At 66.9% G+C, this 14223-nt stretch carries 14 protein-coding genes; 7 read left to right on the plus strand and 7 right to left on the minus strand.

Annotation, left to right across the window (positions count from 1 at the left end):
• The first annotated feature begins 38 nt into the window (after nucleotides 1-38).
• Nucleotides 39-500, plus strand: coding sequence for a GNAT family N-acetyltransferase (locus ACMGRF_RS05540; RefSeq protein ID WP_049438822.1), 462 nt, complete (start codon nucleotides 39-41; stop codon nucleotides 498-500).
• A gap of 39 nt (nucleotides 501-539) precedes the next feature.
• Here ACMGRF_RS05540 and ACMGRF_RS05545 read toward each other — a convergent pair whose 3' ends face one another.
• On the minus strand, nucleotides 540-1787 hold the full coding sequence (locus ACMGRF_RS05545) for a TIGR03862 family flavoprotein (RefSeq protein ID WP_414485696.1): 1248 nt from the start codon (nucleotides 1785-1787) through the stop codon (nucleotides 540-542).
• Nucleotides 1774-2208, minus strand: a complete 435-nt coding sequence (locus ACMGRF_RS05550; protein WP_049414258.1) for an FKBP-type peptidyl-prolyl cis-trans isomerase — start codon at nucleotides 2206-2208, stop codon at nucleotides 1774-1776. Before ACMGRF_RS05550 ends, ACMGRF_RS05545 begins: the two co-directional genes overlap by 14 nt.
• Before the next feature lie 70 nt (nucleotides 2209-2278).
• Here ACMGRF_RS05550 and ACMGRF_RS05555 point away from each other — a divergent pair, with 70 nt between their 5' ends.
• From ACMGRF_RS05555 to ACMGRF_RS05570, 4 genes are all read left to right on the plus strand, one after another.
• The gene (locus ACMGRF_RS05555; protein WP_065179309.1) at nucleotides 2279-2644 is read left to right on the plus strand and encodes a DUF6164 family protein; all 366 of its coding nucleotides are present in this window, start codon (nucleotides 2279-2281) and stop codon (nucleotides 2642-2644) included.
• Between the two features lie 290 nt (nucleotides 2645-2934).
• Nucleotides 2935-3702, plus strand: coding sequence for a sulfurtransferase (locus ACMGRF_RS05560; RefSeq protein ID WP_180880466.1), 768 nt, complete (start codon nucleotides 2935-2937; stop codon nucleotides 3700-3702).
• A 191-nt stretch (nucleotides 3703-3893) separates the two neighbouring features.
• Nucleotides 3894-4889, plus strand: coding sequence for an LLM class flavin-dependent oxidoreductase (locus ACMGRF_RS05565; protein ID WP_180880469.1), 996 nt, complete (start codon nucleotides 3894-3896; stop codon nucleotides 4887-4889).
• Nucleotides 4890-4957: 68 nt separating this feature from the next.
• Complete coding sequence (locus tag ACMGRF_RS05570; RefSeq protein ID WP_005416015.1) at nucleotides 4958-5455, plus strand: pyridoxamine 5'-phosphate oxidase family protein; 498 nt, start codon at nucleotides 4958-4960, stop codon at nucleotides 5453-5455.
• A 112-nt stretch (nucleotides 5456-5567) separates the two neighbouring features.
• On the opposite strand, the gene ACMGRF_RS05575 is transcribed toward ACMGRF_RS05570, so the two are convergent.
• Entirely contained in the window at nucleotides 5568-6227 is a 660-nt protein-coding gene (locus ACMGRF_RS05575) for an exopolysaccharide biosynthesis protein (RefSeq protein WP_099495006.1), read from the minus strand.
• Nucleotides 6211-7515 carry a hemolysin family protein gene (locus ACMGRF_RS05580; RefSeq protein WP_049410714.1) on the minus strand — a complete coding sequence of 435 codons (1305 nt, stop codon included), beginning with the start codon at nucleotides 7513-7515 and terminating at the stop codon, nucleotides 6211-6213. Before ACMGRF_RS05580 ends, ACMGRF_RS05575 begins: the two co-directional genes overlap by 17 nt.
• Nucleotides 7516-7807: 292 nt before the next feature.
• Between ACMGRF_RS05580 and ACMGRF_RS05585 the strand changes: the two genes are divergently transcribed.
• Together ACMGRF_RS05585 and ACMGRF_RS05590 are read left to right on the plus strand one after the other, a co-directional pair.
• Nucleotides 7808-8434, plus strand: coding sequence for a DUF47 domain-containing protein (locus tag ACMGRF_RS05585; protein WP_049439206.1), 627 nt, complete (start codon nucleotides 7808-7810; stop codon nucleotides 8432-8434).
• A gap of 13 nt (nucleotides 8435-8447) precedes the next feature.
• Nucleotides 8448-9569: an inorganic phosphate transporter gene (locus ACMGRF_RS05590; RefSeq protein ID WP_019658889.1), complete on the plus strand. Its 1122-nt coding sequence runs from the start codon at nucleotides 8448-8450 to the stop codon at nucleotides 9567-9569.
• 353 nt (nucleotides 9570-9922) lie between these two features.
• On the opposite strand, the gene ACMGRF_RS05595 is transcribed toward ACMGRF_RS05590, so the two are convergent.
• The 3 genes from ACMGRF_RS05595 to parE all read right to left on the minus strand — a co-directional run bounded on the left by ACMGRF_RS05595 (nucleotide 9923) and on the right by parE (nucleotide 14123).
• Nucleotides 9923-11419, minus strand: a complete 1497-nt coding sequence (locus tag ACMGRF_RS05595; protein ID WP_180880472.1) for a S10 family peptidase — start codon at nucleotides 11417-11419, stop codon at nucleotides 9923-9925.
• Between the two features lie 110 nt (nucleotides 11420-11529).
• Entirely contained in the window at nucleotides 11530-12108 is a 579-nt protein-coding gene (locus tag ACMGRF_RS05600; protein WP_049439842.1) for a GNAT family N-acetyltransferase, read from the minus strand.
• 125 nt (nucleotides 12109-12233) lie between these two features.
• Nucleotides 12234-14123, minus strand: coding sequence for a DNA topoisomerase IV subunit B (gene parE, locus ACMGRF_RS05605; protein ID WP_049416636.1), 1890 nt, complete (start codon nucleotides 14121-14123; stop codon nucleotides 12234-12236).
• Nucleotides 14124-14223 lie beyond the last annotated feature (100 nt).

Here is a 14223-nt window from a genome sequence, read left to right on the forward strand (position 1 = left end):
CCGAGCCGAGCATGGGCTCGGCGCTACAAGGAGACGCCATGCAGTTCAGGACCGGTACCATCGACGATGTCGCCACGCTGTGGGCGTTGCGCACGCGCTGTGTGCGCGAAACCTGCAGCAGCCATTACCCTCCCGAGGTCATTGCACCGTGGTCGGCCTCGCCGCCACCGTCGCAGTATGCGCGGTTGCTGGGGCAGGGCGGTTGCGTGGTGGCCGAGGACGGGCAGGGTGGTCTGCTTGGCTTCGGCGTGTTTGATGCCGATGCCAATGAAGTCGATGCGTTGTTCGTCGATCCGGATCATGCCGGCCAGGGCATTGGCCAGGCGCTGATGCAGCGCCTGTTGGCGATGGCCGATCGTGAGCGCGAGGTGGTGCTGTCGGCATCGCTCAATGCCGTGCCGTTCTATCAACGGCAGGGCTTTGTCAGCGTGCGTGAGGAAGCCTATGCGCATCCCAGCGGTGTGGCGTTGGCCTCGGTGAGCATGCGCAGGCCGTGGTGATGTGCCGTCGAGCATGGGCTCGACGCTACACGGCAGGCGTCACCGCCCGGCCAGCCACCCGATCACGCCCTCGGCGGCGCGCAGGCCACTGGCATAGCACGCCGTCAGCAGGTAGCCGCCGGTGGGGGCTTCCCAGTCCAGCATTTCACCGGCGCAGAATACGCCAGCAACGGCCCGCAGCATCAGGCCGTCATCCAGCGCATCCAGGCGCACGCCACCGGCGGTGCTGATCACCTCGGCCATCGGCCTTGGGCGCAGCAGGCGCAGCGGCAGGCGCTTGAGCGTGGCGGCCACAGCCGGCAGGTCGTTGCCGGCCTCCCTGCCAAGAATCTCGAACACGAGTGCGGCCTTCACCGCATCCAGACCCGCCTGGCGGCGCAGGTGCTCGCCGAAGCTTCGGCCCTTGCGGGGACGTGACAGGTCGGCCAGCAGGCGTGCCTCGTCGCGACCGGGCACCAGGTCCAGCCACAGCATTGCGTGGCCATCGCGGTTGATGGTCTCGCGCAGGTCGGCGGCCAACGCGTAGACCAGACTGCCTTCAATGCCATATTCGCTGGCCACGCACTCGCCCTGCAGTGACCGCGGTTGTCCCGCCAGGTCGATCCAGTGCGCGACCACCGGCTTCAATGGTGCGCCGGCATTGCGCTGGGCAAAGAACGGCGTCCAGTCCACGTCGAAGCCACAGTTGGCCGACTGCAGCGGCGCGATGTCCACGCCACGCGCCTGCAGTGGCACGACCCAGGCGCCATCACTGCCCAGCTGCGGCCAGCTGCCGCCGCCCATCGCCAGCACGGTGGCATTGGCGCGGACATCGACTTCGCCCGCATCGGTGGCAAAGTGCAGGGCGCCGTCGTCGCTCCAGCCGATCCAACGGTGGTTGGCGTGCAGGCGCACGCCCTGTTCCTTCAATCGGCGCACCCAGCCGCGCAGCAGCGGCGCCGCCTTGCGGTCGACCGGGAACACGCGGCCGGAGCTGCCCACATAGGTTTCCACGCCCAGGCCAGCGGCCCAGTCACGCAGTGCCTGTGCGTCGAAGCCGTCCAGCCAGCTGCCGACCACAGCGGCCTGCTCGCGGTAGCGGCTGTCGAACAACGGCCGCGGATCGGAATGGGTGAGGTTGAGGCCGCCCTTGCCGGCGATCAGGAACTTGCGGCCAGGCGACCCCTTGGCCTCGTACAGGTCGACCTCCAGCCCAGCGGCACGCAGGCGTTCGGCGGCGAACAGGCCGGCCGGGCCGCCGCCAATGACGACGACCCGACGGGGCATGTCGGCATTACGGTTTGACATCGAGCAGCTCGACGTCGAACACCAGCGACGAGCCCGCTGGAATCGGGCCGACCTTGCGGTCCCCGTAGCCGTAGTCCGGCGGAATCATCAGCGTGCGCTTGCCGCCGACCTTCATGCCGGCCACGCCCTCATCCCAGCCGCGGATGACCTGGCCGGCGCCGAGCGCGAAGGTGAACGGCTCGCCGTGCTTGAAGGAGCTGTCAAAGGTCTTGCCGTGCCTGGTCTCGGTACGGTTGTCGTAGATCCAGCCGGTGTAGTGCACCGTGACCTTGCTGCCGGCGATGGCTTCGGCGCCGGTGCCGGGCACGGTATCAATCCGCTCGAAGGTGGTCAGCGTGCCGCCGGGCGGCGGGCCGGATGGCTCGGTCGAGCAGCCAGCGGCGGCGAGGGACAGCAGCAGGGGAAGCAGCAGGCGGCGCATCGGGCGTCTCCAGAAGGGCGCGGGGCGAGGGCGGCAAGGGTAGCGCATCGGCGCCGGGTATCATGGCGCCATGGCAAAACTCCTGCTCAATCTGCGCAATGTCGGCGACGACGAATATGCCGATGTCTGCACGCTGCTCGACCAGCACGGCATCGCCTGGTATCGCACCGAACCCAGCCCGTGGGGCATTTCCAATGGTGGCCTGTGGCTGCGCGACGACGCTGATCATCCGCGTGCGAAGGCGCTGATGGCGGAGTACCAGGCGGCGCGCGGCGTGCGCGTGCGGGCCGAACGCGAGCAGGCACTGCGCGAGGGCACGGCGGAGACATTTGGCAGCCTGTTCCGGCGCCGGCCGGCCTATGTGGTGCTGGTGCTGCTGGCGATGGCCGGTGCGGCGGCACTGGTGCTGCTGCCGTTCGTGTTGTTGCGGGGGTAAAGGGGGCTTCTGGCCGGGTTGCACCCGGCACCCGCAGACGCAACGGCAACGTCAAAAGCCGGGCTTCAGTGGGAGGGTGGGGCGGTGTGGGCAGGCGGGGGACGGCAAAAGCTGCTCCTGCGTGCCTCGTAGAGCGCCATCCATGGCGCTCTGCGCCCCCGCCTGCCCACACCGCCCCACCCCTGACAGATTCCGGGTGTCTGCCGGGCTTGGGGTCGGATCCCTCTGCTGCGCAGAGGGCTCTGAACCCTGAATCTGTCTGTGCGGGCGGGAGGCGCTAAAATGGCAGCATGATCGCCAATACCGCTGCCTACCATTTCGCCGTCATCGACGCCCCCCAGGCCCTGTGCGACCAGTTGCTGGCGCGCGCCGAGGCGGCGGAGCTGCGGGGCACGATCCTGGTGGCGGGCGAGGGGCTGAACCTGTTCCTGGCGGGTGCGCCGGAGGCCGTCGAGGGCTTCTATGCAGCGCTGCATGCCGATGCGCGTTTCGCCGACATGCGGGTCAAGACCAGCCTGAGCGAGCACCAGCCGTTCGCGCGGCTGAAGGCCAAGGTCAAGGACGAGATCATCAGCTTCCGCCGCGATGACGGCCAGCCGCTGGGCTATCCGCGTGCACCGTCGGTCGATCCTGCCACCGTGCAGCGCTGGCTTCGGCAGGGGCATGACGATGCCGGCAAGCCGGTGGTGATGCTCGATACGCGAAATCTGCAGGAAGTGGAGTACGGCACCTTCAAGGATGCGCTGGTGTTGCCCATCCGCAAGTTCACCGACCTGCCCGAGGCGCTGGCGCCGTATCGCGATGCGCTGCGGGACAGCACCGTGGTCAGTTTCTGCACCGGCGGCATCCGCTGCGAGAAGGCCGCGCTGTGGATGGTCAATGACGGCATGGACAATGTCCTGCAGCTCGATGGCGGCATCCTCGGCTACTTCGAGGAGGTGGGCGGCGAAGGCTACGAAGGCCGCTGCTTCGTGTTCGATGAGCGCGTGGCGCTGGATGCCGAGCTGAAGCCGATGGTCGACCAGCCGCTGCCCGAACCGCGCCCCAGCGCGTTCTGACGCTTGCCCGGTAGAGCCGGCCGCTGGCCGGCTGCCAGGGCACGTTGCCCGCCGGCCAGCGGCCGGCTCTACCGGACCAAGCGCAGCGGGTCCTGAAGCCGCCCTACGGGAATCAGCGTCCCGCCACCGTCACTGGCCGCTGCGCCTGGCCGCCCCCATGCAGAGGTGATCCTGTGACGGAAAAGCGCCTGATGATCCCGTTGTCGATCCTTGACCTGGCCCCGGTCTGCGAGGGCAGTGACACCACCGCCGCCTTCGCCAACATGCTGGAACTGGCCCAGCACGCCGATGCGCTGGGCTACCGCCGCTACTGGCTGGCCGAACACCACAACATGCCCGGCATCGCCAGTGCCGCCACCGCCGTGCTGATCGGCCATGTTGCCGGTGGCACCCGGCGCATCCGTGTCGGCGCGGGCGGCATCATGCTGCCCAATCATGCCCCGCTGCAGGTGGCCGAGCAGTTCGGAACGCTGGCCTCGCTGTATCCGGACCGCATCGACCTTGGCCTGGGCCGTGCGCCGGGTACCGATCAGCCGACCGCACGTGCACTGCGCCGCTATTTCGACAGTGCCGACCAGTTCCCGCAGGACGTGCGCGAGCTGCTGCACTACTTCGAGCCGGTCCAGCCTGGACAGGCGGTGCAGGCCGTTCCGGGAGGGGGCCTGCGGGTGCCGACCTGGATCCTCGGTTCGAGCCTGTTCGGCGCACGCATGGCTGCGTCGATGGGCCTGCCGTATGCATTCGCCTCGCACTTCGCGCCGGACGTGATGGACGAAGCGCTGGCGGTGTACCGTCGCGAATTCCGCCCCTCGGCCACGTTGAAGCAGCCGCACGCGATGCTGGCCCTGAACGTTGTTGCCAGCGACAGCGAAGCCGAGTCGCGTCGCCTGTTCACCAGCCAACAGCAGAGTTTCGTCAACCTGCGCCGCGGCCGGCCGGGCAAGATCCCGCCGCCGATCGACGACATCGAGTCCTTCTGGGAGCCGCACGAAAAGCTCGGCGTGGAACGGGCCCTGGCCTGCACCGTACTGGGCGATCCGCAGCAGGTGGCCGAGGGCATCGCCGCTTTCGTTGAGCGGCACAAGCCTGACGAGCTGATGCTCACTGCCAACCTGTATGACCACCGTGCGCGCCTGCGTTCCTTCGAGCTGGCGATGAACGCCTGGCATGGCCGCCACGCGGGCTGAACAATCGCGTCACGGCCCGTTGCGGCCGATCCGCGTCTGATGGGAGCTCCCACTTCTGGAGTTCCACCATGGCCGAGACCCGCGCCGAACACATTGCCCAGCTGGCTGAACTGATCAAGGACGTGGAGGTGGCGATGTTCACCACTACCGGCGTCGACGGGCGACTCTACAGCCGGCCGTTGGCCACCCAGCAGGTCGCCTTCGACGGTGACCTGTGGTTCGTGATCACCGCCGACAGCCCGAAGGTGGCCGAGATCGCGCTCGACCCGCGCGTCAATGTGGCCTATGCCTCGCCATCGAAGAACACCTATGTGTCTGTGGCGGGGCGGGCACGGGTTGTCGATGATCGCGCGAAGATCGAAGAGCTGTGGTCGCCGGCGATGAAGCTGTTCTTCCCCGCCGGCAAGGAGGACCCCAACCTTCGCCTGATCCATGTGCGCGCCGATAGCGCCGAATACTGGGACGGCCCGGGCACCTTGCTGGGCAAGGCGTTGAGCTTCGTGCTGTCGGCGGTGCAGGATGATCCGGCACCGCTGGCGGACAACGGATTCGTCGACCTTCGGTGATTGCCGCATCCACGCGTGGCGTGGATCTAGCGGATGCGGGTAGTGCCGGCCGCTGGCCGGCAACCCTGGAAGCGTGGCAGCCGGCCAGCGGCCGGCTCTACCGGATGCCGCTTCAGAACCAGCGCTGGAACAGCTCCACTGTATAGCCCACCAGCTGCCCAGAACTGAAGCCGAAGAACGCGATCGCCACCAGTGCTGCGATCCAGTTGAACAGCATCAATGCACCATCGCGCTCCAGCAGCGCCAGCGAGAACAGCAGCAGCTGGAAGCCGAACAGGAAGTTGGTGAACGGAATCGGCAACGACAGCAGGATGCCCAGCAGCACCAGCAGCAGGCCGCTGAAGGCGTGCGCGGGCAGCGGTGTCAGCAACTGCGGCAGGCGAGGCTTCAGCATCCTGTCCAGCCGCCGCAACGGGCGATCGATACGGTCCAGGAAGCGGTGCATGGTGCCGCGCTTCGGCCCGCGTCGGGCAATGAAACCGGGTAGCCAGGGCCGGCGCAGGCAACACAGCATCTGCAGGCCGATCAGGACCACCAGTGGGCCGCTGACCGCCCCCCCCATGCCCGGGATCGGGATGAACGAGGGCAGGATCGCCACGAACAGGAACACGCCGAACGCGCTCTGCTGCAGGTTGCTGAGGATCTGGCCGAGTGGCATGTGCTCGGCGGGATCGCCCGAGGCGAACATCTCCAGCAGGGTGCGGATGCCCTCGTTGCGGTAGGTCGGGCGCTCCGCACCCTGGCCCTGGCCGGCCTCAGGCGGTGAGCTCATCGGCCTGCTCGTCGGACAACGTGCGCAGCAGCAGCTTGTCCACCCGCGCACCGTCCAGGTCGACCACCTCGAAGCGCCAGCCGGCCCAGTCGAAGTACTCGCCTGCGTGCGGGATGCGGCCGAAGTAGTGGATACACATGCCGGCCAGCGTGTAGTAGTCGCCATCTTCGGCATCGGGCAGCTCGTTGCTGCCGATCAGCTCGCGCAGGTCTTCGATCGGCAGCGAGCCGTCCACCAGCAGCGAGCCGTCCTCGCGGGTCACCACCAGCGCATCCTCGTCGGCATTCTCCACTGCCTGCAGGCGGCCGACCACCGCGCCCATCAGGTCGCTGATGGTCACCAGGCCCTGGATCTCGCCGTACTCGTCCACCACCAGCGCCATCGACTGCTGTTCCTCGCGGAAGATCTCCAGCAGCTTCATCGCGTGGGTCGATTCGGAGACGTACAGCGGTTCGCGCAGGGTCTGGAACAGCGCGTTGTCGCCGCGCGCCATGCGCGTGGCCAGCGATTTCAGCTCCAGCACGCCGACCACGTCCATGTCGTTGTCGCGGTACACCGGGTACCGCGAGAACTCGTGCTCGGCCATGATGTCCAGATTGCGCTCCAGCCCGGCCTGGGTGTCGAGCCAGGCAATCCGGTTGCGCGGGGTCATCAGGCTGTCGGCGGTGCGGTCGCCCAGGCGCATGACGCGGTTCATCATGTCGCGCTCGTGGGCGTCGATCACGCCAGCTTCGTGGCTCTCGGCCACCAGCATCCGGATCTCTTCTTCAGTCACCTGCGCGGCCTCGTCCTTGCCCAGGCCCAGCACCTTCAGTACCAGCTGGGTGGTCTTGGACAGGAGCCAGACGAAGGGCAGGGCCAGCCTGGCCAGCCAGCTCATCGGCATCGCGACCAGGCCGGCAATGGCCTCGGAGCGGGTCAGGGCCAGACGCTTGGGCACCAGTTCGCCGAAGATCAGCGTGATGAAGGTGATCAGCGAGACCGCCAGGGCGGTGCCCACCTCGCGCGCGTACGCAAAGCCGGGCATCAGGCCCTGCAGCCAGCCGGCGATCGCGTCGCCGATCGCATCACCACCGAGGTAGCCGGTCAGCACGCCGATCACGGTGATGCCGATCTGCACGGTGGACAGGAAGCTCTCCGGCTTCTCCGAAAGCTCCAGCGCCTTGGCGGCGCGCTTGGAGGTGGCGGCCATCTGCTTCAGGCGGCTCTTGCGCGAGGTCATGACCGACATCTCGGACATGGCGAAGAAGCCGTTCAGCAGAACAAGCGCGAAGACAATCAGGATCATTTCAAACACGGGCGTCGTCCCCGGTTGGTGGCAGGGAGGGCGGGTGCTTGCGATGGCGGCTGGCGCTCAGGAACGGGGTCCGGCGCGGCGCAGGGGGATTAGGGTCGTCGTCCATAAGGTGCGCCCGAAGGCGCGCTGGCATCTTAGCAAAGGGGTGTGGCAGGGTGGCAACCGCCTGTTCAGGTTGGGGCTCCAAGAGCCCGGAAAGGGCGCGGGGATACCCGTGATGGTCATCTAGCCGTCATAATTCGCTCTGGTGCCGTCCTTCCCGCGACGGCTGACAGGTTTCTCAATGTTCTCTCTGCAGACCATTTTCGGTTCCGGCAAACAGTTCTACACCCTGCTCGATGAGGCTGCCGTCGCGGCTTCCGATGCCGCCAGGGCGCTGCATTCCATGCTGCGCGAGGCCGACCGCCAGCCCGCGCTGGACGCCTTCAAGCTGGCCCGCCTGCGCGAACGCGCGGCCTCGGACAAGATCAGCCAGGCGCTGGTGGACAGCTTCATGACCCCGATCGAGCGCGAAGACATCGAAGCGCTGGGTTCGGCCCTGTACAAGATTCCGAAGCAGATCGAGAAGTTCGCCGATCGCTATTCGCTGGCCACGACCCACCTGGAGCACATCGACTTCGCGCCGCGCGCGGCGATGCTGGAACAGGCCGCCGGCGTAGTGGTGGAGATGGTGGCCGACCTGCGCCACATGAACCTGGACCGGATGACCGCGCTGAACGAGAAGCTGCGTTCGCTGGAGAACGAGGCCGACCGCCTGATGCTCGAGTTGTACCGCGACATCTACTCCGGTCGCCTGGACAACCTGCAGATGTTCCTGCTGAAGGAATTCTTCGAGATCCTGGAAAAGGCCATCGACCGTTGCCGCGAGGCCGGCGTGGTGGCGTACCAGATCGTGTTGAAGAACAGCTGACGGACGCCGCCGCATGTTGACCCTTGTCCTGGTGGTGATCCTGGCCGCGCTCGTCTTCGAGTTCATCAACGGCTTCCACGACACTGCCAACTCCATTGCCACCGTAGTGGCGACCAAGGTGCTCTCGCCCGGCTGGGCGGTGATGCTGGCCGCCTTCATGAACCTCATCGGTGCGCTGACCGGCACTGCGGTGGCGCTGACCATCGCCTCGGGCCTGCTCAACACCAACGTGGTCGAGGTCACTCCGCAGGTGATCCTGTGCGCCCTGCTGGGCGGCATCATCTGGAACCTGATCACCTGGTGGAAGGGCCTGCCGTCCTCGTCCTCGCACGCCCTGATCGGTGGTCTCTGCGGTGCCGGCCTGGCCGCGGCCCACAACAACTGGGACGCGCTGATCTGGTCGGAGCGCCTGGGCAGCTGGGCGCAGAACAAGGGCCTGCTGTGGAAGGTGTTCGTGCCGATGATCACCTCGCCGATCGCCGGCTTCCTGCTCGGCATCGTGGTGATGGTGCTGCTGTGGGCGCTGATCGCCGGCCTGGCCAAGGTCGGTGGCGCCATCGGCCGCCTGGCCCGTCCGCGCATCGTCAATGCCTTCTTCGGCAAGGCGCAGATCGCCTCGGCGGCCTACATGGGCTTCGCCCACGGCCACAACGACGCGCAGAAGACCATGGGCATCATCGCGATGACCCTGATTGGTGCCGAAGCCACCGGCGCACTGAACGATCTGCCGTCCTGGCTGGCCTTCATGCACCCGGACGCGCACGCCGGTGACGGCATCGCCATGTGGATCGTGCTGACCTGCGCGGTGGTGATGGCGGCCGGTACCGCTTCGGGTGGCTGGAAGATCATCAAGACCCTGGGCCACAAGATGGTCAAGTTGCACCCGATCCACGGCTTCGCTGCGGAGACCAGCTCGGCCACCATCCTGACCCTGGCGGCCCACTTCGGCATGCCGGTCTCGACCACGCACAGCATCTCCACCGCGATCATGGGCGTCGGCTTCGCCAAGAACCCGCGTTCGCTGAAGTTCGGCGTGATCGAGCGCATCGTCTGGGCCTGGATCCTGACCATTCCGGCCGCAGGCGGCTGTGCGTACCTGATCCTGAAGCTGTTCGAGCTGTTCGGCTGGACCTGATGCCCGCAGCCCTGGGGTCAGAGCCCTTCCCCTGAGGAAGGGATCTGACCCCGACAATCGAAAAAGCCCGCCGGATTCCGGCGGGCTTTTTTCCATGGCAGATCATTCTTCTGTATCCAGTGTGTCGACCAAGGTCGACACCCACCAACAGCAGCAGGAACCTGTCGAAGGCGGGGTGGGGTGGATAGGCAGGACCGTTGGCGCCATGGATGGCGCCATCGAGCCCCCATGGACGGGTTTACGGCGCGTCCTGCCTATCCACCCCACCTCGCCAGCCCTCAGGAAGCCCGCTTTTGCCGTTGATCTTGCCGTTGCAGTCAGCGGGTGCCGGGCCGCAGGCCCGGCCGAACCCCTCAATTCCGTTGGAACAGCGCCTGCACATCCCTGCGGAACGCCGCCTGGCTGTCGGCCCGGCTGTAGAACATGTGCCCGCCCGGATAACTGCGCACCTGCACCCGGTCCGGATTGCTGCCCATCGTCGGCATCTGGTCCACGGTCAGGATCGAACCCATGAACGGGCACGACAGGTCGTTCCAGCCATGCACGATCAGCACCTGCAGGTGCGGGTCGATCGCCACGGCCTGGCGCAGCTGGGTCACCGCGCCATCGCGCAGCTCGCCATTGCGGTCCCACAGCCGGTTCACGTCGTAGTTCAGCGCCTGGTACCGCGCGTCCACCTTCCAGCCGACCACGCGCGTCACGAAGTCGACCATCGCCGTGGTCGTCGGCGCGATGATGCTGTCCAGCAGCGGATCGTTGGCGCGCTGCTCCGGATCGTTCGGGAATGGATCGAACGCGGTCACGTTGGAATCGTAACGGCTGCCCAGCGTGCCCTTGTCGCGGAACACTTCCCGCAGGTAGGCCTGGGTTTCCAGCCGGCCACCGGCACGGCGCACGAACTGCGGGTCCAGTCCGGTCAGTTCGGTCACCCGGCGCAGCATCGCCTCGGTCGCCTGCGGATCGCTGCGGCCCTTCATCAATGCGGTGCCGTAGTCGCCACGGGTGTATTCCACTACTTCGCGCATGGCTGCATCGGTCAGCTTGCCCTGGCGCTCCAGGTGCGCGGCGGCGATCGACGGCAGGGTCTGCATCCACGCCATCGGCGAAACATCGGCGTTGTCTTCCAGGGTCGGGCTCAGGTACGGCGAGACCAGCACCAGGCCGTTCATCGCAACACCCAGCCGGGTCTGCAGGTAGTGGGTGATGCGCGGGCCGCGGTAGCCGCCGTAGCTCTCGCCGGTCAGGTACTTGCGCGACGCCATGCGCTGGTTGCGCAGCAGCCAGTCGTAGATCGAGCGTGACAGGTATTCGATGTCGGCGCTGGGGTTGTACAGCGCCTTCTTCGCTTCATCGTCGCCGATGCGAGCGCGGCTGAAGCCGGTGCCGACCGGATCGATGAACACCAGATCGGTGAAGTCCAGCCAGGTGCCGGGGTTGTCGTGCAGCGTGGCCGGCGCCGACGCGCTGTCACCCTCGGAGCCGAAGGTCACCACCTTGGGCCCGATCGCGCCCATGTTGAGGTAGACCGACGATGCCCCGGGGCCGCCATTGAGCGCGAAGGTCACCGGCCGGTCCTTGCCCGGCATCGTGTAGGCGGTGAACACCACGTCGGCGATGACCTTGCCCCTGGCATCGCGTACCGGCAGGGTGCCGACGGTGGCGGTGTAGTCCAGGGTGCGGCCGGCCAGGCGCATGCTCTGGCGGGCCGAGGCGTCTGCGGGCAACGCAGGTGCCTCGGTCTTGTCGTCTTTCGGATCGGGCTTGGCGTCGGCATCAGGCGCGGCCAGCACGCTGGCTGGGGCGATGAGCAGGCCGACGCAGAGCGCGGCAGTGTGCAACAGGGACTTCATGGCACCGGGTGGGCAGCGGAAGGGGATTCCGATGCTAGGCCGGTGGCGGCCCAAGCCGTATGTGTCCAAAGGCATGGCCGGGCGTTGCGGCCGCTATTGGCCAGCTTGGGTCAAGCGGACAGGGCGGTTGCCGCTTTGTCATCGGCAAGCAGGCCGTAGACGGCCGAGTCGGCCAGTTCCCCCTGGATGCGCCAGCGCTGGCGCAGCACTCCCTCGCGGCGGAAGCCCAGGCGTTCGAGCACATGCGCGGAGGGTGCGTTGCGCGGGTCGATCTCGGCTTCCACGCGATGCAGGTGGAGGGTGCCGAACAGGTAGGCCAGTACCTGCTGCAGGGCCTCGTGCATGTAGCCCTGGCCCTGGCGGTCCGGTGCCAGCAGGTAGCCGATCTCGGCGCGGGCTGCAGTGCGGTCCACTGCAAACACCACGCAGATGCCCAGCAGTGGACCTTCCAGTGATTCGCGCACGGCCAGCTTCAGCTGGGTACCGATGGCATGGGCTGCGAGATCATCGTCGATCTGCTCGCGCGCCTCGGCCTGTCGCGTCCAGGCCGGATGATTCCACCAGCGCATCACATCGGGATTGGACTGCAGCGTGAACAGCGCGGCGGCGTCGTCACGGCGGATCGGGCTCAGGACCAGCCGTGCACTGTGCAGCGGCAGGTCGGGGAACAGCAGCGAGTGGCTGGCCAATACGGTGGTCCACGCGGATGGACGCGCATTATGGCGCCGCCGGGTTTGCCGATGGGGGCGGAATGCCCGGGGCGGATGGGTCGGATCCCTTTCCCGGCGGGAAACGGATCCGACCCCGCGAGGGATCAGACTTCCAGCGAAGCCAGGTCGCCCTTCGACTCCAGCCAGCCCTTGCGGTCGGACGCGCGCTTCTTGGCCAGCAGCATGTCCATCAGCGAGCGGGTCTGCTCGCCGTCGTCCACGGTCAGCTGGACCAGGCGGCGCGTATCCGGGTGGATGGTCGACTCGCGCAGCTGCGGCGGGTTCATCTCGCCCAGGCCCTTGAAGCGGGTGACGTTGATGGCGCCCTTGATCTTCTCGCGCTCGATCTTGTCCAGCATCGAGCGCTTTTCTTCCTCGTCCAGGGCATAGAACACCTGCTTGCCGACGTCGATGCGGAACAGCGGCGGCATCGCCACGAACACATGGCCGGCATCGACCAGTGCCGGGAAGTGCTTCAGGAACAACGCGGTCAGCAGCGTTGCGATGTGCAGGCCGTCGGAGTCCGCGTCGGCCAGGATGATCACCTTGCCGTAGCGCAGGCCGCTGATGTCGTCCTTGCCGGGGTCGCAGCCGATGGCGATGGCCAGGTTGTGTACTTCCTCCGACGCCAGCACGCTGTTGGACGAGACTTCCCAGGTGTTCAGGATCTTGCCGCGCAGCGGCATGATCGCCTGGAAATCCTTGTCGCGGGCCTGCTTGGCGCTGCCGCCTGCCGAATCACCTTCCACCAGGAACAGCTCGGTACGCGACAGGTCCTGGCTGATGCAGTCGGCCAGCTTGCCGGGCAGGGCCGGGCCCTGGGTGACCTTCTTGCGGACGACCAGCTTTTCGGTCTTCAGGCGCGCGCTGGCGCGCTCGATGGCGATCTGCGCGATCTTCTCGCCCAGCTCCACGTTCTGGTTGAGCAGCAGGCTGAAGGCATCATGGGCGGCGCCTTCGATGAAGCCGGCGGCCTGGCGGGAGGACAGGCGTTCCTTGGTCTGGCCGCTGAACTGCGGGTCGGTCATCTTCAGCGACAGCACGAACGACACGCGGTCCCACACGTCTTCCGGGGCCAGCTTGACGCCACGCGGCAGCAGGTTGCGGAAGTCGCAGAACTCGCGCAGCGCCTCGGTCAGGCCGGTACGCAGGCCGTTGACGTGGGTGCCGTGCTGGGCGGTGGGGATCAGGTTGACATAGCTTTCCTGTACCAGCTCGCCTTCCGGCAGCCAGGCCACGGCCCAGTCCACGATCTCGGTATCTTTCTTCAGGCTGCCGACGAACAGCTCGGCCGGCAGCATCTCGCGATCGCCCAGCTCCAGCTTCAGGTAATCGCGCAGGCCGTCCTCGTAGTACCAGGTATCGACTTCACCGGTGGCTTCATCGGTCAGCTTCACGGTCAGGCCCGGGCACAGCACGGCCTTGGCGCGCAGCAGGTGCTTCAGCGCGCGCACCGCGAATTTCGGCGTATCGAAGTACTTCGGGTCCGGCCAGAAGCGCACGCGGGTACCGGTGTTCTTCTTGCCGACGCTGCCGACCACTTCCAGCGGCGTGGCACGGTCGCCGTTGCGGAAGGTGATCCGGTGTTCGGCACCGTCGCGCTTGATGTGCACCTCCACCAGGGTCGACAGCGCATTGACCACGCTGACGCCGACGCCGTGCAGGCCGCCGGAGAAGGTGTAGTTGTTGTTGCTGAACTTGCCGCCTGCGTGCAGCCGCGTGAGGATCAGCTCGACGCCCGGGATCTTCTCCTCCGGATGAATGTCCACTGGCATGCCGCGGCCGTCATCGCTGACCTCCACGCTGCCGTCCTTGTACAGGGTGATCTCGATCGAACGGGCGTGGCCGGCGAGGGCCTCGTCCACCGAGTTGTCGATCACTTCCTGCGCCAGGTGGTTCGGGCGCGCGGTGTCGGTATACATGCCGGGACGGCGCTTGACCGGGTCAAGGCCGGACAGGACTTCAATATCGGCGGCGTTATAGCGGGCGTTCATCTGTCTTCGAAAGCTTGGAGCGACGGGCAAGTGTGGGGTCTGGCACGGGATTTTGCACGCCTGCGGTTCAGTCTCGGCGACGCAGAGGCGGTAAAATGGC

This window comes from Stenotrophomonas sp. EMP41 (genome assembly GCF_047495535.1).
Taxonomy (GTDB): domain Bacteria; phylum Pseudomonadota; class Gammaproteobacteria; order Xanthomonadales; family Xanthomonadaceae; genus Stenotrophomonas; species Stenotrophomonas sepilia.